This is a genomic window from Halomonas sp. PGE1 (assembly GCF_013000985.1).
Classification (GTDB): Bacteria; Pseudomonadota; Gammaproteobacteria; order Pseudomonadales; family Halomonadaceae; genus Halomonas; species Halomonas alkalicola.
Map to the genome: position 1 here is coordinate 844403 of NZ_CP053032.1, position 18871 is coordinate 863273.

Annotated in this window: 18 protein-coding genes; 14 read left to right on the top strand and 4 right to left on the bottom strand. The window is 69.2% G+C overall.

Annotated features, from left to right (window positions below; all coding sequences use genetic code 11):
* The first annotated feature begins 11 nt into the window (after positions 1-11).
* From minD to sbcB, 3 genes are all read left to right on the top strand, one after another.
* Positions 12-830, top strand: coding sequence for a septum site-determining protein MinD (minD, locus tag HIR79_RS04065; protein ID WP_110069971.1), 819 nt, complete (start codon positions 12-14; stop codon positions 828-830).
* Complete coding sequence (minE, locus tag HIR79_RS04070; protein ID WP_119023006.1) at positions 827-1087, top strand: cell division topological specificity factor MinE; 261 nt, start codon at positions 827-829, stop codon at positions 1085-1087. The genes minD and minE overlap by 4 nt, the downstream gene beginning before the upstream one ends.
* Before the next feature lie 77 nt (positions 1088-1164).
* Entirely contained in the window at positions 1165-2652 is a 1488-nt protein-coding gene (sbcB, locus tag HIR79_RS04075) for an exodeoxyribonuclease I (RefSeq protein ID WP_169957296.1), read from the top strand.
* A 202-nt stretch (positions 2653-2854) separates the two neighbouring features.
* On the opposite strand, the gene HIR79_RS04080 is transcribed toward sbcB, so the two are convergent.
* Complete coding sequence (locus tag HIR79_RS04080) at positions 2855-5689, bottom strand: insulinase family protein (RefSeq protein ID WP_169957298.1); 2835 nt, start codon at positions 5687-5689, stop codon at positions 2855-2857.
* A gap of 61 nt (positions 5690-5750) precedes the next feature.
* Positions 5751-6425: an SOS response-associated peptidase gene (locus tag HIR79_RS04085; protein WP_169957299.1), complete on the bottom strand. Its 675-nt coding sequence runs from the start codon at positions 6423-6425 to the stop codon at positions 5751-5753.
* Between the two features lie 221 nt (positions 6426-6646).
* Here HIR79_RS04085 and HIR79_RS04090 point away from each other — a divergent pair, with 221 nt between their 5' ends.
* Together HIR79_RS04090 and HIR79_RS04095 are read left to right on the top strand one after the other, a co-directional pair.
* On the top strand, positions 6647-7264 hold the full coding sequence (locus tag HIR79_RS04090; protein WP_169957300.1) for a TetR/AcrR family transcriptional regulator: 618 nt from the start codon (positions 6647-6649) through the stop codon (positions 7262-7264).
* Positions 7265-7266: 2 nt separating this feature from the next.
* Entirely contained in the window at positions 7267-7992 is a 726-nt protein-coding gene (locus HIR79_RS04095) for a 1-acyl-sn-glycerol-3-phosphate acyltransferase (protein ID WP_169957301.1), read from the top strand.
* Positions 7993-8063: 71 nt separating this feature from the next.
* Here HIR79_RS04095 and HIR79_RS04100 read toward each other — a convergent pair whose 3' ends face one another.
* Positions 8064-9335 carry an HlyC/CorC family transporter gene (locus HIR79_RS04100; protein ID WP_169957302.1) on the bottom strand — a complete coding sequence of 424 codons (1272 nt, stop codon included), beginning with the start codon at positions 9333-9335 and terminating at the stop codon, positions 8064-8066.
* A 77-nt stretch (positions 9336-9412) separates the two neighbouring features.
* Entirely contained in the window at positions 9413-10213 is an 801-nt protein-coding gene (locus HIR79_RS04105; RefSeq protein ID WP_110069979.1) for a cytochrome C assembly family protein, read from the bottom strand.
* Positions 10214-10418: 205 nt separating this feature from the next.
* Here HIR79_RS04105 and ffh point away from each other — a divergent pair, with 205 nt between their 5' ends.
* The 9 genes from ffh (at position 10419) to thrC (ending at position 18733) form a co-directional block, all read left to right on the top strand.
* The gene (gene ffh / locus HIR79_RS04110) at positions 10419-11828 is read left to right on the top strand and encodes a signal recognition particle protein (RefSeq protein ID WP_169957303.1); all 1410 of its coding nucleotides are present in this window, start codon (positions 10419-10421) and stop codon (positions 11826-11828) included.
* 122 nt (positions 11829-11950) lie between these two features.
* On the top strand, positions 11951-12199 hold the full coding sequence (rpsP, locus tag HIR79_RS04115; protein ID WP_110069981.1) for a 30S ribosomal protein S16: 249 nt from the start codon (positions 11951-11953) through the stop codon (positions 12197-12199).
* Positions 12200-12236: 37 nt separating this feature from the next.
* Positions 12237-12788: a ribosome maturation factor RimM gene (gene rimM, locus HIR79_RS04120; protein WP_110069982.1), complete on the top strand. Its 552-nt coding sequence runs from the start codon at positions 12237-12239 to the stop codon at positions 12786-12788.
* A 29-nt stretch (positions 12789-12817) separates the two neighbouring features.
* On the top strand, positions 12818-13579 hold the full coding sequence (trmD, locus tag HIR79_RS04125) for a tRNA (guanosine(37)-N1)-methyltransferase TrmD (protein WP_110069998.1): 762 nt from the start codon (positions 12818-12820) through the stop codon (positions 13577-13579).
* Positions 13580-13735: 156 nt separating this feature from the next.
* Entirely contained in the window at positions 13736-14092 is a 357-nt protein-coding gene (gene rplS / locus HIR79_RS04130) for a 50S ribosomal protein L19 (protein ID WP_110069983.1), read from the top strand.
* 113 nt (positions 14093-14205) lie between these two features.
* The gene (gene xerD, locus HIR79_RS04135) at positions 14206-15105 is read left to right on the top strand and encodes a site-specific tyrosine recombinase XerD (protein ID WP_169957304.1); all 900 of its coding nucleotides are present in this window, start codon (positions 14206-14208) and stop codon (positions 15103-15105) included.
* A 3-nt stretch (positions 15106-15108) separates the two neighbouring features.
* Positions 15109-15861, top strand: coding sequence for a DsbC family protein (locus tag HIR79_RS04140; protein ID WP_169957306.1), 753 nt, complete (start codon positions 15109-15111; stop codon positions 15859-15861).
* A gap of 163 nt (positions 15862-16024) precedes the next feature.
* Positions 16025-17341 (top strand): homoserine dehydrogenase, encoded by a 1317-nt coding sequence (locus HIR79_RS04145; protein WP_169957308.1) that lies wholly within the window; start codon positions 16025-16027, stop codon positions 17339-17341.
* Positions 17342-17344: 3 nt separating this feature from the next.
* Entirely contained in the window at positions 17345-18733 is a 1389-nt protein-coding gene (gene thrC, locus HIR79_RS04150; RefSeq protein ID WP_169957311.1) for a threonine synthase, read from the top strand.
* The last annotated feature ends 138 nt before the right edge of the window (positions 18734-18871 follow it).

Genomic DNA, 18871 nt, shown 5'->3' on the forward strand with positions numbered 1-18871 from the left:
GGAAGCGACTCTTGGCCAAGATCATCGTTGTGACCTCCGGCAAGGGAGGCGTCGGCAAGACAACCAGCGCGGCAGCCATCGCCACCGGCCTGGCGCTTCGCGGCAACAAGACCGTGGTCATCGATTTCGACGTGGGGCTGCGCAACCTCGACCTGATCATGGGCTGCGAGCGCCGGGTGGTCTATGACCTGGTCAACGTGATCCAGGGCGAGGCCGGGCTCAGCCAGGCGCTGATCCGCGACAAGCGGGTCGACAACCTGCATATCCTGCCGGCCTCCCAGACCCGCGACAAGGACGCCCTGAGCCAGGAGGGCGTGGAGAAGGTGCTCGAGACCCTTGCCAAGGACTTCGACTACATCCTCTGCGACTCCCCGGCGGGCATCGAGCGCGGCGCCCAGCTGGCCATGTACTTCGCCGACGAGGCGATCGTGGTCACCAACCCCGAGGTCTCCTCGGTGCGTGATTCCGACCGCATCCTCGGCCTGCTGGCCTCCAAGACCCGGCGCGCCGAGCGCGGCGAGGAGCCGATCAAGGAGCACCTGCTGGTCACGCGCTACAACCCGGAGCGGGTCGACCTGGGCGACATGCTCAACCTGGACGATATCCGGGAGATCCTGGCCATCGACCTGATCGGCGTGATTCCCGAGTCCGAGGCAGTGCTGCGGGCCTCGAACCAGGGGGTGCCGGTGACCCACGATGCCGCAAGCGACGCCGGCCAGGCCTACACCGACACGGTGGCCCGCCTGCTCGGCGAGGAGGTCCCCCTGCGTTTCCACGAGTACCAGAAGAAGAGCCTGCTGAGCCGCATGTTTGGAGGTGTTCGCCGGTGAAACTGCTTGAATTCCTGAAGCGAGAGCGCAAGAAGACCGCGTCGGTCGCCAAGGAGCGGCTGCAGATCATCGTGGCCCACCAGCGCAGCCAGCGCGGTCAGCCCGACTACATGCCCCTGCTCGAGAAGGAGCTGCTGGAGGTGATCCGTCGCTACGTCCAGGTGGATGACGACGCCATCAACATCAGCCTCGACAGCGAGGACAACTGCTCGGTGCTGGAGCTCAACGTCACCCTGCCGAAGGGGGCTCCGGGCTGAGCAGGTCCGGCTGAGACCGGCGCGGGGCTGTGCTAGGCTGTGGCCTCCATCCCGTCTGACCGTCGGAGAGCCCGCCCATGGCGCCGCCCGCTGCCCCGCTGACCTTCCTGTGGCATGACTACGAGACCTTCGGTGCCGATCCGCGCCGTGACCGCCCGGCGCAGTTCGCGGCGATCCGCACCGACGCCGACTTCAACGAGGTCGGCGAGCCGGTGGAGTGGTTCTGCAAGCCCGCCGACGACTTCCTGCCCCACCCCCAGGCCTGCCTGATCACCGGGATCACTCCCCAGCAGGCGCGCCGCCGCGGCCTGCCCGAGGCGGAGTTCGCCGGCCGCATCGAGGCGCTGATGAGTGCGCCCGGCACCTGCGTGCTGGGCTACAACAGCCTGCGCTTCGATGACGAGGTGACGCGCCACCTCTTCTATCGCAACCTGATCGACCCCTACGCCCGAGAGTGGCAGAACGGCAATTCCCGCTGGGACCTGATCGACGTGGTGCGGGCCTTCCACGCCCTGCGCCCGGCGGGCATCGAGTGGCCGCGCCGCGCCGACGGCGCGCCCAGCTTCCGCCTCGAGGACCTGACCGCCGCCAACGGCATCGCCCACCAGGGCGCCCACGATGCCCTGGCCGACGTGCGCGCCACCATCGCCCTGGCGAAGCGGCTGCGCGAGGCCAACCCCCGGCTCTTCGACTACCTGCAGGGGCTGCGCGGCAAGCGCGCGGTGGCCCGGCTGCTCGACGTGCCGGGGCGCAAGCCGGTGCTGCACATCTCGCGTCGCTACCCCGCCAGCCGCGGCTGCGCGGCCCTGGTGGTGCCGCTGGCCGAGCACCCCACCAATCCCAACGGCGTGATCGTCTACGACCTGTCGATGGACCCGACGCCGCTCTTCGACCTCTCCGCCGAGCAGATCCGCCAGCGGGTCTTCGTCAGCAGCGACGACCTGGCCGAGGGCGAGGAGCGTATTCCCCTCAAGGTCATTCACATCAACAAGTGCCCGGTGCTTTTCCCGGTCAGCGCGCTCAAGGACGTGGAGGGGCCGCACCGGGGCGAGTATGGCGAGATCGTCACCCGCCTGGGGCTCGACGTCGATGCCTGTCGCGAGCACTGGAAGCGCCTCGCCGCCCGCCCCGAGGTGGCGGCGCGGGTCAGCGAGGTGTTTGCCGCACCGCCCCCGGCGGGCCCGGAGGACCCCGACCTGATGCTCTACGCCGGGGGCTTCTTCTCGCCGGCGGATCGCCAGCAGATGCAGCGGGTGCGTGACAGCGACCCCTGGGACCTGGTGGGGGCGCGCTTCGCCTTCCAGGACCCGCGCCTGGAGGAGATGCTGTTCCGCTACCGGGCGCGCAGCTACCCGGAGACCCTGGAGGGGGAGGAGCTGGCACAGTGGGAGGCCTATCGCTGGGCGCGCATGAACGATGCCGCGGTGGCCGGCCTCACCCTCAAGGGCTTCGCCCGCGAGATCGAGCGGCTCAACCAGGGCGAACTCGGCGATCGCGAGCGCCAGGTCCTCGAGGAGCTGGTGATGCATGTGGAGGCGATCATGCCCCCTCAGGCCTTCGACTGAGGCATCGCTCCTCAAGCCTTGGAGACCACGGGCTACCAGCGAGGCTGTTGCTACTGGTGGGAGCCACGCTCTGCGGGGCGAAGGTTATGGCCTCGGCACCGGCGGCAACACCGCCGGGCGGCTGCGCCGCCATTCGCCGGGCGGAGCCCAGCTCCCACCAGTGCTCCTCGCTTATCTTGCGTTACTCCTTACCCTCCACTCTTCATTCCTCGACTTCCGGCAGCGGCTCCAGGTGCTGGGCGAGGGCCAGCACGTCGTCCGGCTCGTCACCCGGGTCGAAGGCGACACGGGCCACCGCCGCCTGGCGCAGCTCGGGCCACAGTTCGCGCAGTTCGTCGGCGCTGACCGCCAGGGCCCGCTCGGCGAGTCGCTCGCGGCGGTCGAATTCGGTGTCGCCGAAGGACATCGCCTGCCACAGGCGGCCGGCGCGGCCGGCCAGGCTGGTGTCGCGCTGGGTCAGGCGGTCGTGGACCGCCTGGCGATAGGGCGCCAGGGCCTCGTCGTCCAGGGCCGCCAGGGTCTCCTCGAAGTCGTCCAGGAAGGCGTCGATGCGCGCCTCGATCGCCTCGCTCCCGGTATCCGGGGACTGCACCAGCAGCGCCAGCCCCGGGGCGTCGAGCATCGGCGAGTAGCCGGCATGGACCACATAGCCCAGCTGCTCCTCGGTGCGCAGCCGCTGGTAGAAGGGGGTGTCGATCAGCCGGCCGAGCACCGCCAGGCGGGCCTGGCTGGTCAGCGAGCGGTCGGGCCCCTGGAGGTAGCGCAGCACCACCGACTCCTCGCGGCTGGTGTGGGGGGTCAGGCTCGGCAGGTCGGTATCGGCCTTGAGCGGCGTGAGGTCGGGAATGGCCGCTGCATCGAGGCTCGGCGCCAGGCGTTCGGCGACCCGCCGGCCCAGGGCCTCGGCCTCCTCGGCGCCCAGGTTGCCCACCGCCATGGCCTCCAGGCGAAGCTCGGCCAGCAGGGCATCGCGGTAGTCGCGCAGGTCATCCGCGTCGAGCTCACGGCTCGCCTCCAGCAGGGCGGCGCTGGGCCACTGGGGGCGCACCAGCGCCTCGGCGAGGGTGCGACTGGCCTGGCGGTGCAGCGCCGCCTGGGGGGCGTTGCGCCACTCCCGCTGCAGCCGGTAGCGCACCCGCGCCACGCTGGCGTCGTCCACCTCGCCCTCCTGCAGCTGCTCGAGCACCCGCTCCATCATCCGCTCCTGGCGGTCGCGCCAGCCGGAGAAGGCCAGGGTGATGCCGCGGGCGTGGGCATAGGCCTCGACGTGCTGGCCGGCCAGGCGTGCCGGGTAGAGGGCCTCGTTGAGGCTGTCGTCCAGCCAGCCGGCGAGCAGGCGGGCGAGGGCGGCGTCCCGGGCGGAGCTGGCCGCGCCGGGGTGCTGTAGGCTGAAGCGCCACTCCACCTTGGGGGTGTTGAAGGTGGCATCGGCCATGTGCCAGAGGTCGAAGGCCGGCTCCGCCACCAGCCGCCGCGGGCGCTCGTCCTGGTCGTCGAGCAGGTCGAGGTCCTCGGCGATGTAGGGGTTGGGGGCGGGCAGGGCCAGGCCGGAGAGCGTCGGCGCCTCGTCGTGTCTGTCTTCACCCCAGGGGGCGTGAAACCAGGGGGAGCGCTCCTCGCCCTCCACGTCCGGAGCGCTGTAGAGGCGGATCAGGTTGTCGGGGGTGAGGGCGTCGAGGTAGGCCTCGCTGCGCTCGCGCTCGAAGCCGTCCATGCGATAGGCCGCATACTGCACGTCCTCCACCGGGAAGCGCGAGAGGTTCATGGCCAGACGCATGGCCTCCTGCAGCGGCGCGCCATGCTGCTGGAAGCGGAACTCCTGCTCGGCAAGGCTCGCCTTCTCGTCGTAGCGCCACGCCTCCAGGCCCTCGTCGCGGACCTGGTCGATAGCGGCGAACAGCGTCGCCTCGATGGCATTGCGGGCCTCGGCGCCGGCGGGAGTCAGGCTGACGTTGATGCTGAACAGGGCGTGCCGGCCGTCACCGCGGGCGACACCCGCCGAGAGGCCGTCGGCCCAGCCGGCTTCGCGCAGCACCGCCAGCAGGCTGCCGTCTCCCTCGTGGCCGAGCAGGTGGGCGATCAGGTCGGCGGGCTTGTGGCGGTACTCGGTGATGGGATCGGGAATCGGGAACAGCAGGCGCAGCTGGCGGCTGTCGCGCACCGACTGCAGCGCGACCCGCCGGGGCAGGGTGTCGGTAAGCGCCAGCGGTTCGGTGATCTCGGGCGGCGCGAGCCCGCGGTCGGCGATGTCGGCGAAGCGGCTCGCCACCATGCCCTCGAGCTCATCCAGCGGCTGGGGCGCCACCAGTGCCAGGTGCATGACGTTGGCATCGTAGTAGCGCTCGTAGAAGTCGATCACCCGTTCGCGCAGGCTGGGCTCGCCCTCGGGGCGGTCGGCCAGTGTCTCGCGGCTGCCCACCGAGAAGCCGGTGGTGGGGTTCTCGGGGTTGAGCAGGCCATTGAGCACGTCGTTCTCGCGGCGCACGTCGTCGCGGATGCGCGCCATGTACTCGGAGTGCACGATGTTGCGCTCGCTCTCCAGCTGGTCGGCGTTGAACAGCGGCGAGATGAAGAACTGGCTGAAGCGGTCCAGGGCCCCTTCCAGGGCGCTCGGGTCGATGTCGAAGAAGTAGTTGGTGTCCTGGGGCGCGGTGAAGGCGTTGTGGGTGCCTCCGTGGCGCGAGATGAAGCCCTGGTAGGCGTCGGCCTCGGGGAAGGGCTCGGTGCCCAGGAACAGCATGTGCTCCAGGAAGTGGGCCAGGCCGGCGAGGTCCTCCGGGTCCTGGGCGCTGCCCACCGAGACGTTCATGGAGGCGGCGGCCTTGTCGGCCTCGGGGTCGCTGACCAGCAGGGCGGTGAGGCCGTTCTCCAGGGTCAGTATCCGGTAGTCGCGGCTGTCGTGGGGGCTGACCCGCGGCGTGGTCACCTCGGCGATGGCGTCCGCGTCGGGGTGGGGCTCGGCCACGGCGGGTGCGGCGATCAGCAGGGCCGCGGCGGCGGCCAGTCCGCAGCATCGGGCAGTCAGGGTGGGGGACATCGTCTCTCCTGTGGATCTGGGCGTCGTGGCTCGGGGCGTCGCGGTTCGCGGCATCGGGGCCTCAGTCGGGCTGGCGCAGCATGGGGCCGACCGGGTGGGCGCAGGCGGCATCCTGATGCGCGGGGCTGTTCACTCGTCTTGATACCGGGAAAGCGCCCAACAGTTCCCGTGGGGCGGGGATGAGCATGGCCTGGGCTGCCTCCGACGGCGTCTCGGGGTCGAGCCAGCGACGCGCGTCCTCGGGGGCGATCACCGCCGGGAGCCGGTCGGTGAGTGGGGCCAGCAGCGGACCGGTGGGCACCGTGATCAGCGCCAGGGAGTCGCTGTGCTGGGCCAGGCTGGTGTGGAAGCGGCACCAGAGCCCGGCCAGCAGCAGCGGTCCGCGGTCGATTCGGGTCACCAGGAAGGGCTGCTTGAAGCGCGGCTGCGCCTTCCAGACGTAGACGCCGCTGGCCGGGACCAGGCAGCGCCTCGCCTGGAAGGCCTCGCGGAACATGGGGCGCTCCTCCAGGGACTCGGCCCGGGCGCAGTGGGGAGCATGGTCCAGCACCTCGAGCCAGGGGGGCGTCAGGCCCCAGAAGAGTCGGCCCAGGCGCGGCACGCCGGCCTCGAGGCGAATGGCCGAGAGCATGCGCCTCGGCGCCAGGTTGGGGCTGGTCACCAGGGGGGCGTCGATGACCAGCCCCGGCAGCAGGCGCGCGAGGTCGAGGGGGGCGATATGCAGTCGTCCGGCCATGGGCGCTCCGCGGGGGATGGGTCGCTCAGGGTAACCAAGGGGCGGGCCGGAAGAAAGGGTGAGGCCGGCTCCTTGGCCGCTGCTGAGAGGGGAAATCGGGGCGGGGAGGGCGTGGGTATCGAAAACAGTGTTCGAACTGCGCTATCCTTGGGTTCCGGAGTGCGTCGACGTCGCCGCGCTCCTGCTTATGCAACCGCCCGCTCGAGGCTCGCGAGGAAACGATGGCCCGTCCCAGACAGCATGCTCCCGAGGCGCTCCATGCCCAGGTCATGGCGGCTTGCGATGCCTGGCTGCAGGAGAATCAGGTGCACACCCTCTCCCTGCGCGCCCTGGCCCGGGAGGTGGGCTGCGCCCCGAGCACCCTGCTCAAGCTCTATGGCAGCTTCAACAACCTGCTCCAGCACGTCAACATCGAGACCCTGGCCCACCTGCGCGAGGTGATCGAGCCGCTGAGCAGTCAGGCCGCGCCGGAGCAGCGGCTCACCGCCCTGGCGCGCGCCTACTGGCAGTTCGCCCAGCGCGATGCCTACCGCTGGCAGCTGCTGTTCGACTATCCCCTGGCTCAGGAGGGCGAGCTGGACCAGCGCCAGAGCGACATGATCGAGGGGCTCTTCCTGCGCGTGGAGGCGACCCTCAAGGAGTACCAGCCGGCCCTGGATGACCTGGAGGCGCGTCGCCTGGGGCGCACCCTGTGGGGCAGCGTCCACGGCCTGGTGCTGCTCGGGCTCAACGAGCGCCTGGGCTACTGGCAGGGCCAGCAGCTCGAGGTGGGCGAGCTGCTCGACCAGTTGCTCTGTACCATCCTGGCCGGGCTCAAGGCGAGGTCGACCGGGACGTGAGCATGACGGGTTGGGAGGCCTTGGGGTGGGGAGTGCTGGTCGGCCTGGGGGCGCTGCTGGCCTGGCGGGTCGTTCGCCGCCCCAGGCCCCTGGTGCGCTGGCTGGTCTACCTGGCGGTGCGCCTCATCTACCGGCTGCGACTGAGTGGCACGGCCCATATTCCCGACCGCGGGGCGGCCCTGGTGGTCTGCAACCACGTCAGCTTCATGGACGCCCTGGTCATCGGCGGCGCCAGTCGGCGCCCGCTGCGCTTCCTGATGGACAAGCCGATCTACGACTCGCCCTGGCTCAACTGGCTGTTTCGCCTGGTGGGGGCGATTCCCGTGGAGTCGGAGCGCCATGATCCGGGCAACGTGCGGCGCGCCCTCCACCATGTGAGTCGGGCGCTGCGCGATGGCGAGGTGGTGATGCTCTTTCCCGAGGGGCGCCTGACGCCGGACGGCGAGATCCACGCCTTCCGGCGCGGCCTGGAGCTGATCCTGGCCCGTGACCCGGTGCCGGTGGTGCCGGCGGGGCTCTCGGGCCTGTGGGGCTCCTGGACCTCCCATGTCGACGGCCCGGCCCTGAGTGGCCGCCCGCGGCGCTTCCGGGCGCGGGTGGCGCTGCATTTCGGTGAGCCGCTTGCCCCGGGGCGTGCCACCCGGGCGGTGCTGGAGCGGCGGGTGAGGGAGCTCAAGGCCGAGGCCGACCAGCGGGCGCTGCCCGCGGGCGTCGAACCCCTGGAGTGATGCCGAGACCGGCCGTCCGGTGCTGCCCGCGGGCGTCGAGGCCCTGGAGTGACGCCGCTCCCGGGCCGCCCTCAGCGGCGGCGCGGGGCCTGCCAGCAGCGCGCGGCGGTGATCAGGTTGTCGCGCACCTCGAGGATCTCCATGCGCACGCTGCCCACCTGCAGGCAAGCGGGGCCGTCGGGAAAGGCCTCCAGGTGCTCGAGGATCAGGCCGTTGAGGGTCTTGGGTCCGTCGGTCGGCAGCTGCCAGCCCAGCGCCTTGTTGATATCGCGAATGTTGGCGGTGCCGTCGATGAGCTGGCTGCCGTCCTCCTGTCGGTGAATCTCCTGCTCCATGCCTGCCACGTCGGTGGTGAACTCGCCGACGATCTCCTCGAGGATGTCCTCCAGCGTCACCAGCCCCTCCACGTCGCCATACTCGTCCACCACGATGCCGATGCGCCGCTTCTGCTTCTGGAAGTTGAGCAGCTGGGTGTGCAGCGGGGTCGATTCGGGAATGAAGTAGGGCTCGCGGGCCTCCTGGACGATGGCCGCCTTGGTGACCTCGTCCCGTGACAGGAAGCGTGCCGCGTTGCGCAGGTGCAGCATGCCGATGATGTTGTTGATGTCGCCCTTGTAGACCGGCACCCGGGTGTGCTGGCTGGTGCGGACCTGGGTCAGGATCTCCTCCAGGTCGTCGTCCAGATCGATGCCCACCACCTCATGGCGCGGCACCATGATGTCGTTCACGGTGACGTTCTCGAGATCGAGGATCGACAGCAGCATCGCCTGGTGGCGCTGGGGAATCAGGGTGCCGGCCTCATGGACCACGGTGCGCAGCTCGTCGCGGGTCAGATGGTCGCCGCCCCCCTCGATGCTCTTCACGCCGAGCAGCTTCAGCAGTCCGTTGGAGATGACGTTCACCAACCATACCAGCGGATAGAGCAGCCTGAGCAGCGGCTCCAGCACCCGGGAGGCGGGGAAGGCGATGCGCTCGGGCTTCACCGCCGCATAGGTCTTGGGGGTGACCTCGGCGAAGATCAGCACGGTGATGGTCAGCAGCGCGGTGGCCACGGCGGGGCCGGTGACCTCGCCGAAGAAGTAGATGGCGATGATGGTGGCGATGGAGGCCGCCAGGTTGTTGACGAAGTTGTTGCCGATCAGGATCACCCCGATCAGGCGGTCCGGCCTGGCAAGCAGCCGCACCACGCGCCTGGCCCGAGAGTCGCCGCTGTTGGCCTGATGGCTCAACCGGTAGCGGTTGAGCGACATCATGCCGGTCTCGGAGCTGGAGAAGAAGGCGGAGAGACAGATGAGCAGGAACAGCAGGCCGAACAGCAATCCCAGCGGGAAGTCGTCGCTCAAGTCGAAGGATCCTCGTTGCGTGTCAGGCCCGATTTGACGGGACGGGCGCGCGCGCTGTCAAGGCGCCGGGAGCGGCCTCAGCCGCGGCCCAGCAGCACCTCCAGTACGAACTTGCTGCCGAAATAGGCGACCAGCAGCACGCCGTATCCGCCCAGGGTCCACCGCACCGCCCGCATGCCGCGCCAGCCCAGCCGGTGGTGGCTGAACAGCAGCACAGTGAAGATCACCCAGGCGGCCAGCGACAGGATCGTCTTGTGGGCCAGGTGCTGGGCGAACATGCTGTCGAGGAACAGGAAGCCGCTGAGGATCGACAGGGTGAGCAGCCCCACGCCTCCCCAGATCAGCTCGAAGAGCACGCGTTCCATGGTGGTCAGTGGCGGCAGTGCCTGGACCAGCCCGCGGATATGGTGCTGGCGCAGGGCGCGGTTCTGCAGCCCCAGCAGCACCGCTTGCACGGCAGCGATGGCCAGCACGGCGAAGGCCAGCAGCGAGCTCAGGGCGTGCAGGGCGATGCCCGGCGTCAGCCCTTGCGCGCGCTCGGGGCTCGGCAGTCCCGCGGCCAGCAGCAGGGCCAGGCCGGCCAGCGGCAGGATGCCCACTGCGGAATTGAGTATCGGCTTGAACAGGCTGACCAGCAGCAGTACCGCGACCACGCCGGCGCTGATCAGGATCACGCTGGTGGAGAGGCCGGGCAGCACGGGCACGCCGTGACCGAACAGGCCGATGGCCAGCGGCAGATGGCTGAGCAGCCCGAGCAGCGCCATGCCGCGCACCAGCAGCGGCTGCGGAGAGGCCCGGCGCAGCAGCACCATGCCCTGCCAGGAGGCGGCGGCCAGGTAGAGAAGGAAGGCCAGGAAGGCCAGGGAGAGCGCCTGCATCGATTGCGTTCCGTGCGCCGGTGGAAATGAATGACGTGAGCGTTAATGGCGAGGGCTACTATAACCAATCCCTCGGGCAGCGCACAGCGTGGCGGGTGCGTCACCCTGCCGCCAGGGTCGGCGGCGGATGGCGAGCGCATGGAGACTGCCGGCCACAGCACGTATAATCGGTTCCACTTTCGGGCCGTCGTCTCTGGAGAGGCCAATGTTTCAGAATCTCAGCGAGCGTCTGTCGCAGACGCTGAAGTCGATCAAGGGTCAGGCGCGCCTGACCGAGGAGAACATCAAGGAGACCCTGCGCGAGGTGCGCCGGGCGCTCCTCGAGGCCGATGTCGCCCTGCCGGTGGTCAAGGACTTCATCGAGCGGGTACGCGAGCGCGCGGTGGGGCAGGAGGTCTCCAAGAGCCTCTCGCCGGGCCAGCAGTTCGTCAAGATCGTCCAGCAGGAGCTCGAGGCGACCATGGGCGAGGCCAACGAGGGGCTGACCCTCAAGGGCTCTCCCGCGGTGGTGCTGATGGCCGGCCTGCAGGGCGCGGGCAAGACCACCTCCGTGGCCAAGCTGGCGCGCTACCTGAAGGAGCGCGAGAAGAAGAAGGTGCTGGTGGTGTCGGCGGACGTCTACCGTCCGGCGGCCATCGACCAGCTCGAGACCCTGGCCGGGGAGGTCGGCGTCGACTTCTTCCCGTCGCGCTCCGACCAGAAGCCGGTCGATATCGCCGAGGCAGCGATCAAGCACGCCAAGATCCAGTTCCACGACGTGCTGCTGGTGGATACCGCCGGCCGCCTGGCCATCGACGAGGCGATGATGGCCGAGATCCAGGCGCTGCATAAGGCGGTGGCGCCCCAGGAGACGCTGTTCGTCGTCGACGCCATGACCGGCCAGGACGCCGCCAACACAGCCAAGGCCTTCCACGAGGCGCTGCCGCTGACCGGGGTGATCCTCACCAAGGCGGACGGCGACGCCCGCGGCGGGGCGGCGCTGTCGGTGCGCCACATCACCGGCAAGCCGATCAAGTTCATGGGCGTGGGCGAGAAGGTCGACGCCCTGGAGCCCTTCCACCCGGATCGCATCGCCTCGCGGATCCTCGGCATGGGCGACATGCTGTCGCTGATCGAGGAGGCCGAGCGCACCGTCGACAAGAAGAAGGCGGAGCAACTGGCGAAGAAGGTCAAGAAGGGCGAGGGCTTCGACCTCGAGGACTTCCGCGACCAGCTCCAGCAGCTCAAGAAGATGGGCGGCATGGGCGGCCTGCTCGGCAAGCTGCCCGGCATGGGCCAGATGGCCGAGCTGGCCCAGGGCCCCGGCCCGGAGAAGGAACTTGGCAAGCTCGAGGCGCTGATCAACTCCATGACGCCCCAGGAGCGCCGCCGCCCCGAGATCATCAACGGCTCGCGCAAGCGGCGCATCGCCGCCGGCGCCGGCCTGCAGGTGCCCGACCTCAACCGCCTGCTCAAGCAGCACAAACAGATGCAGAAGATGATGAAGAAGGCGGGCAAGAAGGGCGGCATGCAGAAGATGATGCGCGGCATGTCCGGCATGATGGGCGGCGGCGGTCCCGGTGGTCCCGGTGGCATGGGCGGAATGGGCGGCCCCGGTGGGATGCCCTGGCGGTAGGCCCGAAAAAGGTTCCCAAGCGGGGCTGTTTTCCGTAGAATGCTGCCTCTTCACTGGCAGGACCGCGATGTCGCGGTCATTGTTGTGACCGAATTCAACTCAACCGAAGGACTGACTAGGCCATGGTTACCATTCGTCTGGCTCGTGGTGGCGCCAAGAAGCGTCCCTTCTACCACCTGACCGTTACCGATTCCCGCAACTCCCGCGACGGCCGCTTCATCGAGCGTCTGGGCTTCTTCAACCCGATCGCCCGCGGTCAGGAAGAGCGCCTGCGCGTCGACCTCGAGCGCGTCGCTCACTGGCAGAGCCAGGGCGCCATGCTCTCCGACCGCGTCGCCGAGCTGGTCAAGGAAGCCCGCAAGCAGGCCTGAGCCTGACTTGCTGTTGTCAGTGATCACGAGGTCGTCGATGAGCGAACACGCTACCGTGCAGCCCGCTGACGATCATGTGGTGCTGGGCAAGCTGACCAGCCCCTATGGTGTCAAGGGCTGGCTCAAGGTGTACTCGTACACCAGCCCCATGGAGGGCGTGCTCGACTACCCCGAGTGGGTGTTGAGATGTGGCGATCGTCTGGAGCGTCGGCGCCTGGTACAGGGGCGTCGTCACGGCAAGGGCCTGGTCGCGCTGCTCGAGGGGTGTGATACCCGTGAGGGCGCCGAGGCGCTGGCCGGGGCGGAGATCCTGCTGCCCAAGGCCGAGCTTCCCGACCTCGACACCGGTGAACTCTACTGGCACCAGCTCGAGGGCCTGCGGGTCGTGACCCGCGAGGGCGTCGTGCTGGGTTGCATCGATCACCTCTTCGAGACCGGCGCCAACGACGTCATGGTCGTGAAGGGTGCGCTGGACCCCGAGGCCGTCGACGGCGGAGAGCGGCTGCTGCCCTACCTGCCCGAGCAGGTGATCCTCGAGGTAGATCTCGAGGGTGGGGTGATGACCGTCGAGTGGGATCCCGATTTCTGATGGCCGAGGGCTCCCCCGAGCAGGCGGCGATGTGGATCGGTGTCGTCTCGCTGTTCCCGGAGATGTTCGAGGCGATTACCCGCCACGGCGTTACCGGGCGAGCGGTGGAGAAGGGGCGCATCGCGCTGGAGTTCTGGAACCCCCGGGACTTCGCCACCGACCGCCATCGCACCGTGGATGACCGCCCCTACGGCGGCGGCCCCGGGATGCTGATGAAGGTCGACACCCTGCGCGCGGCTATCTTCGCCGCTCGCGAGCGGGCCGAGCGGGCCACCGGGCAGCGCCCGAAGGTGGTCTACCTGTCGCCCCAGGGGCGACGGCTCGACCAGGCCGGAGTGCAGGAGCTGGCGTCGGGTCCCCCCCTGGTGGTGGTGGCCGGACGCTATGAAGGCATCGATGAGCGCGTGGTGGAAGCGGATATCGATGAGGAGTGGTCGATCGGCGACTACGTGCTGAGCGGCGGCGAGCTGCCGGCCATGGTGCTGATCGACGCCGCGGCGAGGCTGGTGCCCGGGGTGCTGGGCCATCAGGACTCTGCGGTCGAAGACTCCTTCAACGACGGGCTGCTGGACTGTCCGCACTACACCCGCCCCGAGGAGATCGACGGGCGCTGCGTGCCGGAGGTCCTGCTAAGCGGCAACCATGGCGCCATCCGGCGCTGGCGGTTGAAGCAGTCCCTGGGGCGCACCTGGCAGCGCCGCCCCGACCTGCTCGAGGGCAGGACGCTGGACCGGGAGCAGCGCGAGCTGCTCGCCGAGTTCATCGAGGAACACGCCCTGTCGACCCGCTAGGACAGGGCGGAGGTGCGGGACACGACAAGCCCCCGAGGCCGTGGACCCGTGTCACCCATCATCTCCCGCGCTCTCGAGCTCGCTCGGGCGCCGGAATCACGATTCATCGGCACTCCAAGCCGACTGATGAATCAGGTTATCAAGGAGTTAGTTGTCATGAGCAGCAAGAACAAGGTGATCCAGGCGCTCGAAACCGAGCAGATGAGCAAGGAAATCCCGGCCTTCGCCCCCGGCGACACCGTCGTCGTCCAGGTCAAGGTCAAGGAAGGCACCCGTGAGCGTCTCCAGGCCTTCGAAGGCGTGGTGATCGGCAAGCGTAACCGCGGTCTCAACTCCGCCTTCACCGTGCGCAAGATCTCCCACGGCGTCGGCGTCGAGCGTACCTTCCAGACCTACAGCCCGCTGGTCGACTCCATCAGCGTCAAGCGTCGCGGCGACGTGCGCCAGGCCAAGCTGTACTACCTCCGCGAGCGCAGCGGCAAGTCTGCCCGCATCAAGGAAAAGCTGGCCTGAGGCTGCCGCCTCGGCCGCTGGTGGGCCGGGCGCTGCCCGGCCCCGCGAGACCCCGTCACCGCACCCGCGGGGCGGGGTCTCGTGCCATCTGGGCCACGCCTTCCTGACGCGCCATGACCTCGCCCGACAACGCTTCCCGCATCGATGCCTTCCTCGATGCCCTGTGGCTCGAGCAGGGCGTGAGCGAGCATACCCTGGCGGCCTACCGCCGCGACCTCTCGGCCTGGGCAGGGCGTCTCGACGCCCGGGGCGAGGCGCTGCTGGCGCCGGCCCCGGAGGCGCTGCCTGGCTGGCTCGATGAGCGCCGCGAGGCGGGCTATCGCCTGACCAGCAACGCCCGGCTGCTCTCGAGCCTGCGGCGCTTCTACCGCTGGGCCCTGGAATCCGGCCTCATCGAGGGCGACCCGCTGGCGGAGGTGCGCCTGCCGCGGGTGCGGCCGGCCCTGCCGGACACCCTGGAGGAGGCCGAAGTGGAGCGGCTGATCGCCGCCCCCGATATCGCCACCGACCTGGGGCTGCGCGACCGGGCCATGCTGGAAGTGCTCTACGGCGCGGGGCTGCGGGTCTCCGAGCTGGTCGGCCTGACCACCGATGCGGTCAACCTGCGCCAGGGGGTGGTGCGGGTGCGCGGCAAGGGCGACAAGGACCGGCTGGTGCCGCTGGGCGAGGAGGCGGTAGAGTGGCTGTCACGCTACCTGCGTGCGGGGCGTGGCGGCCTGATGCGCGACATCACCCGTCCGGCGCTCTTCCCGGGCCGGGATGATCGTGCCATGACCCGCCAGGCCTTCTGGTACCGGATCAAGGCCCACGCGCGCAGCGCAGGTATCGAGCGACCGCTGTCGCCCCACACCCTGCGCCACGCCTTTGCCACCCATCTGTTGAATCATGGGGCCAACCTGCGTGTCGTACAGCTGCTGCTGGGTCACAGCGATCTCTCGACCACGCAGATCTATACCCATGTGGCGCAGGCGCGCCTGGAGCGCCTGCACGCCGACCATCATCCCAGAGGCTGAACGATGAACATCTCTTTCCGGACCCTGCTTGGCGGCCTGTTGGCCACCACCCTCGGTGCTTCCCTGCTGGTCCAGGCCGACTCGCCACAGGGCCAGGCCGAACGGCTGGCCGAGCGCCTGGCGGTCAACGGCCAGCCGATGCCGGTCCAGAGCGTCAGCGAGACCCCCGTGGCCGGCTTCTTCGAGGTGCTCCTGGAGACCGGCGAGCGCTTCTACAGCGACGCCGAGGGGCGCCACTTCCTGGTCGGCGATCTCTACGAGAACGGCGAGCAGGGGCTGGTCAACCTGACCGAGCAGGGCCGCAACGGCGAGCGCGCCGCGCGCCTGGCCGAGGTGCCGGAGGCCGAGCGGGTGATCTTCCGCGGCGCCGGTGAGAGCCGCGCCGAGCTGGTGGTCTTCACCGACACCACCTGCCCCTACTGCCGGCAGCTCCACGAGGAGGTGCCGCGGCTCAACGAGCTGGGCATCGAGGTGCACTACCTGGCCTTCCCGCGCACCGGCATGAATGCCGAGGGTGCCCGCATCCTGCAGCAGATCTGGTGCGACGCCAATCCCAGCGAGGCGATGAGCAGCGCCAAGCGGCAGGAGTCGCTTTCCGGGGCCGCCAACTGCGACAATCCGGTCGAGGCGCAGTATCATCTGGGCCTGGAGCTCGGCGTCCAGGGCACCCCGGCCATCGTGCTGCCCGACGGTCGTCTGGTCCCCGGCTACGTGCCGGCGGAGCGACTGGCCGCCATGCTCGGCATCGAGGGCTGAGCCCCGCGATCCATTAAACGACAGACACCGGCCCGAGCCGGTGCAGCGGCCTGCCTCGGGGCAGGCCGCATCCGCTGAGACACAGCGTCCGGCCACCTGGCCTGGCCACAGCGCCAGGCCAGGTGGCCGGACCACAAAGAATCATCCGAGCAGGAGCGAGACATTGAAACCGGTGAGAGTAGGAATCTGTGGGCTGGGTACCGTCGGCGGCGGTACCTTCAACGTATTGACGCGCAACGCCGACGACATTGCGCGGCGTGCGGGCCGCCCGATCGTGATCGAGCAGGTGGCCTACCGCACTCCCAACCCCGAGTGCGACCTCACCGGCATCCAGACCACTGCCGACGTCTTCGAGGTGGCCACCAACCCCGACGTGGATGTGCTGGTGGAGCTGATCGGCGGCTATGACGTGGCCCGGGATCTGGTGCTCACCGCCATCGAGCACGGCAAGCACGTGGTCACCGCCAACAAGGCGCTGATCGCGGTGCACGGCAACGAGATCTTCGAGGCCGCCCATCGCAAGGGCGTGATCGTGGCCTTCGAGGCCGCCGTGGCCGGGGGCATCCCGGTGATCAAGTCGCTCCGCGAGGGGCTGGGCGCCAACCGCATCGAGTGGGTGGCCGGCATCATCAACGGCACCGGCAACTACATCCTCACCCACATGCGGGACGAGGGGCGCGCCTTCGAGGACGTACTGGCCGAGGCCCAGGCGCTGGGCTACGCGGAGGCCGACCCCACCTTCGACGTGGAGGGGATCGACGCCGCCCACAAGCTCACCATCCTCGCCTCCATCGCCTACGGCGTGCCGCTGCAGTTCGAGAAGGCCTACACCGAGGGCATCTCCCGGGTCACCGCCGAGGACGTGGAGCAGGCCGACAACCTGGGCTATGTGATCAAGCACTTGGGCATCTCCAAGCGCACCGACCTGGGCCTGGAGCTGCGCGTGCACCCGACGCTGATCCCCAAGGAGCGGCTGCTGGCCAATGTGCACGGCGTCAAGAATGCCATCGCCGTGATGGGCGATGCCGTGGGCCCGACCCTCTACTACGGCGCCGGCGCCGGTGCCGAGCCCACCGCCTCCTCGGTGGTGGCCGACATCCTCGACGTGGCCCGCGATATCGCCACCGATCACCACTACCGGGTGCCCTACCTGGCCTTCAGCGGCATCAGCGAGGACGTCAGCCAGCTGCCGATCATGCCCATGGAGGAGATCATCTCCGCCTACTACCTGCGGCTGCTGGCGGTGGACCGCCCCGGCGTGCTGGCCCGGGTGGCCACCATCCTCGCCGAGCAGGGCATCTCCATCGAGGCGCTGATCCAGAAGGAGGCCACCGAGGGTGAGCTGGTGCCGATCATCCTGATGACCCACCGCACGGTCGAGAAGCAGATGAACGAGGCGATCCGCCAGATCGAGGCCATGGCCGATATCGCCGGACCGGTGACCCGGATCCGCGTGGAATCACTGGACGAGCAGGAATAACTCATGCGCTACATCAGCACCCGCGGGCAGGCGCCCGCGCTCTCTTTCGAGGAGGTCGTGCTCACCGGCATGGCCAGCGACGGCGGCCTCTACGTGCCGGAAACCGTGCCTCAGCTCTCCCACGACGACCTGGCCGCCATGGCGGGCCTGTCGTACGCCGAGATCGCCTTCCGGGTGATGCAGCCCTACGTCAACGGCGAGATCGATGACGAGACCTTCCGCACCATCGTCACCGAGGCCTATGCCACCTTCAGCCATGACGCCGTGGTGCCGCTCAACCAGCTCGACGCCAACCACTTCCTGCTCGAGCTCTTCCACGGCCCGACCCTGGCCTTCAAGGACGTGGCCCTGCAGCTGCTCGGTCGCCTGCTCGACCACTTCCTGAAGAAGCGCGGCGAGCGTGCGGTGATCATGGGCGCCACCTCCGGCGATACCGGCTCCGCGGCCATCGAGGGCTGCCGCCACTGCGACAACCTCGACATCTTCATCCTCCACCCCTACCAGCGGGTCTCGGAGGTGCAGCGCCGCCAGATGACCTCGGTGCTGGCCGACAATGTCTTCAACGTCGCCATCGAGGGCAACTTCGACGACGCCCAGGCCATGGTCAAGGCGAGCTTCGCCGACCAGTCCTTCCTGAACGGCACCCGGCTGGTGGCGGTGAACTCCATCAACTGGGCGCGCATCATGGCCCAGATCGTCTACTACGTGGCCTCCGCGGTGGCGCTGGGCGCGCCGCACCGCAAGGTGAGCTTCTGCGTCCCCTCGGCCAACTTCGGCAATGTCTTCGCCGGCTACATGGCCTACCGCATGGGCCTGCCGGTGGAGCGCTTCGTGATCGCCACCAACGCCAACGACATCCTGCACCGCACCCTGGCCGCCAACGACTTCTCCAAGCAGGAGCTCAAGGCGACCCTGGCGCCCTCCATGGACATCGTGGTGTCGTCCAACTTCGAGCGCCTGCTGTTCGAGGCCTACGGTCGCGACGGCGCTGCGGTGGCGGCGCTGCTGGAGCGCTTCCAGGCCGAGCCGACCGCCCTGGCAGACGCGCCCCTGGCCAGGCTGCGCGAGCTCTTCGCCAGCCACAGCGTGGATGACGCCACCATCCTCGGGGTGATCCGCGAGGCGCACCACCGCACCCAGGAGATCCTCGACCCCCACACCGCCACCGGCTACCGCGCCGCCGAGCGCGAGCGGGGCGAGGCGAGCGTGCCGATGGTGACACTGGCCACCGCCCACCCGGCCAAGTTCGCCGAAGCGGTGGTCAAGGCGGGCTTCCCGGGCGTGCCGCTGCCGCCGCACATGGACGACCTGCTGGAGCGCGAGGAGCGCTACACCGTGCTGCCGGCCGAGCTCTCCGCGGTGCAGCAGTTCGTGGTCGACAACCGCCGCTAGCTTTTCCTTACGGGGTTGATCCGAGCTCGCATCACCGTCACCAGGGGTGGCCTTAGCATCAGCGAGGGGCGCCGGATCAGCCCCGAGCGGGCTGCTGCCTCTGCGCTCTCAACTGCCAGCACTATCTGCAGGAGTCAG

Bases quoted from the DNA above. Each gene is read 5' to 3' on its own strand.
- trmD (WP_110069998.1), top strand. From the start codon at position 12,818: ATGTGGATCGGTGTCGTCTCGCTGTTCCCGGAGATGTTCGAGGCGATT.
- sbcB (WP_169957296.1), top strand. From the start codon at position 1,165: ATGGCGCCGCCCGCTGCCCCGCTGACCTTCCTGTGGCATGACTACGAG.
- HIR79_RS04090 (WP_169957300.1), top strand. From the start codon at position 6,647: ATGGCCCGTCCCAGACAGCATGCTCCCGAGGCGCTCCATGCCCAGGTC.
- HIR79_RS04105 (WP_110069979.1), bottom strand. From the start codon at position 10,213: ATGCAGGCGCTCTCCCTGGCCTTCCTGGCCTTCCTTCTCTACCTGGCC.
- HIR79_RS04085 (WP_169957299.1), bottom strand. From the start codon at position 6,425: ATGGCCGGACGACTGCATATCGCCCCCCTCGACCTCGCGCGCCTGCTG.
- HIR79_RS04095 (WP_169957301.1), top strand. From the start codon at position 7,267: ATGACGGGTTGGGAGGCCTTGGGGTGGGGAGTGCTGGTCGGCCTGGGG.
- rpsP (WP_110069981.1), top strand. From the start codon at position 11,951: ATGGTTACCATTCGTCTGGCTCGTGGTGGCGCCAAGAAGCGTCCCTTC.
- HIR79_RS04080 (WP_169957298.1), bottom strand. From the start codon at position 5,689: ATGTCCCCCACCCTGACTGCCCGATGCTGCGGACTGGCCGCCGCCGCG.
- HIR79_RS04140 (WP_169957306.1), top strand. From the start codon at position 15,109: ATGAACATCTCTTTCCGGACCCTGCTTGGCGGCCTGTTGGCCACCACC.
- rplS (WP_110069983.1), top strand. From the start codon at position 13,736: ATGAGCAGCAAGAACAAGGTGATCCAGGCGCTCGAAACCGAGCAGATG.
- ffh (WP_169957303.1), top strand. From the start codon at position 10,419: ATGTTTCAGAATCTCAGCGAGCGTCTGTCGCAGACGCTGAAGTCGATC.
- rimM (WP_110069982.1), top strand. From the start codon at position 12,237: ATGAGCGAACACGCTACCGTGCAGCCCGCTGACGATCATGTGGTGCTG.
- xerD (WP_169957304.1), top strand. From the start codon at position 14,206: ATGACCTCGCCCGACAACGCTTCCCGCATCGATGCCTTCCTCGATGCC.
- thrC (WP_169957311.1), top strand. From the start codon at position 17,345: ATGCGCTACATCAGCACCCGCGGGCAGGCGCCCGCGCTCTCTTTCGAG.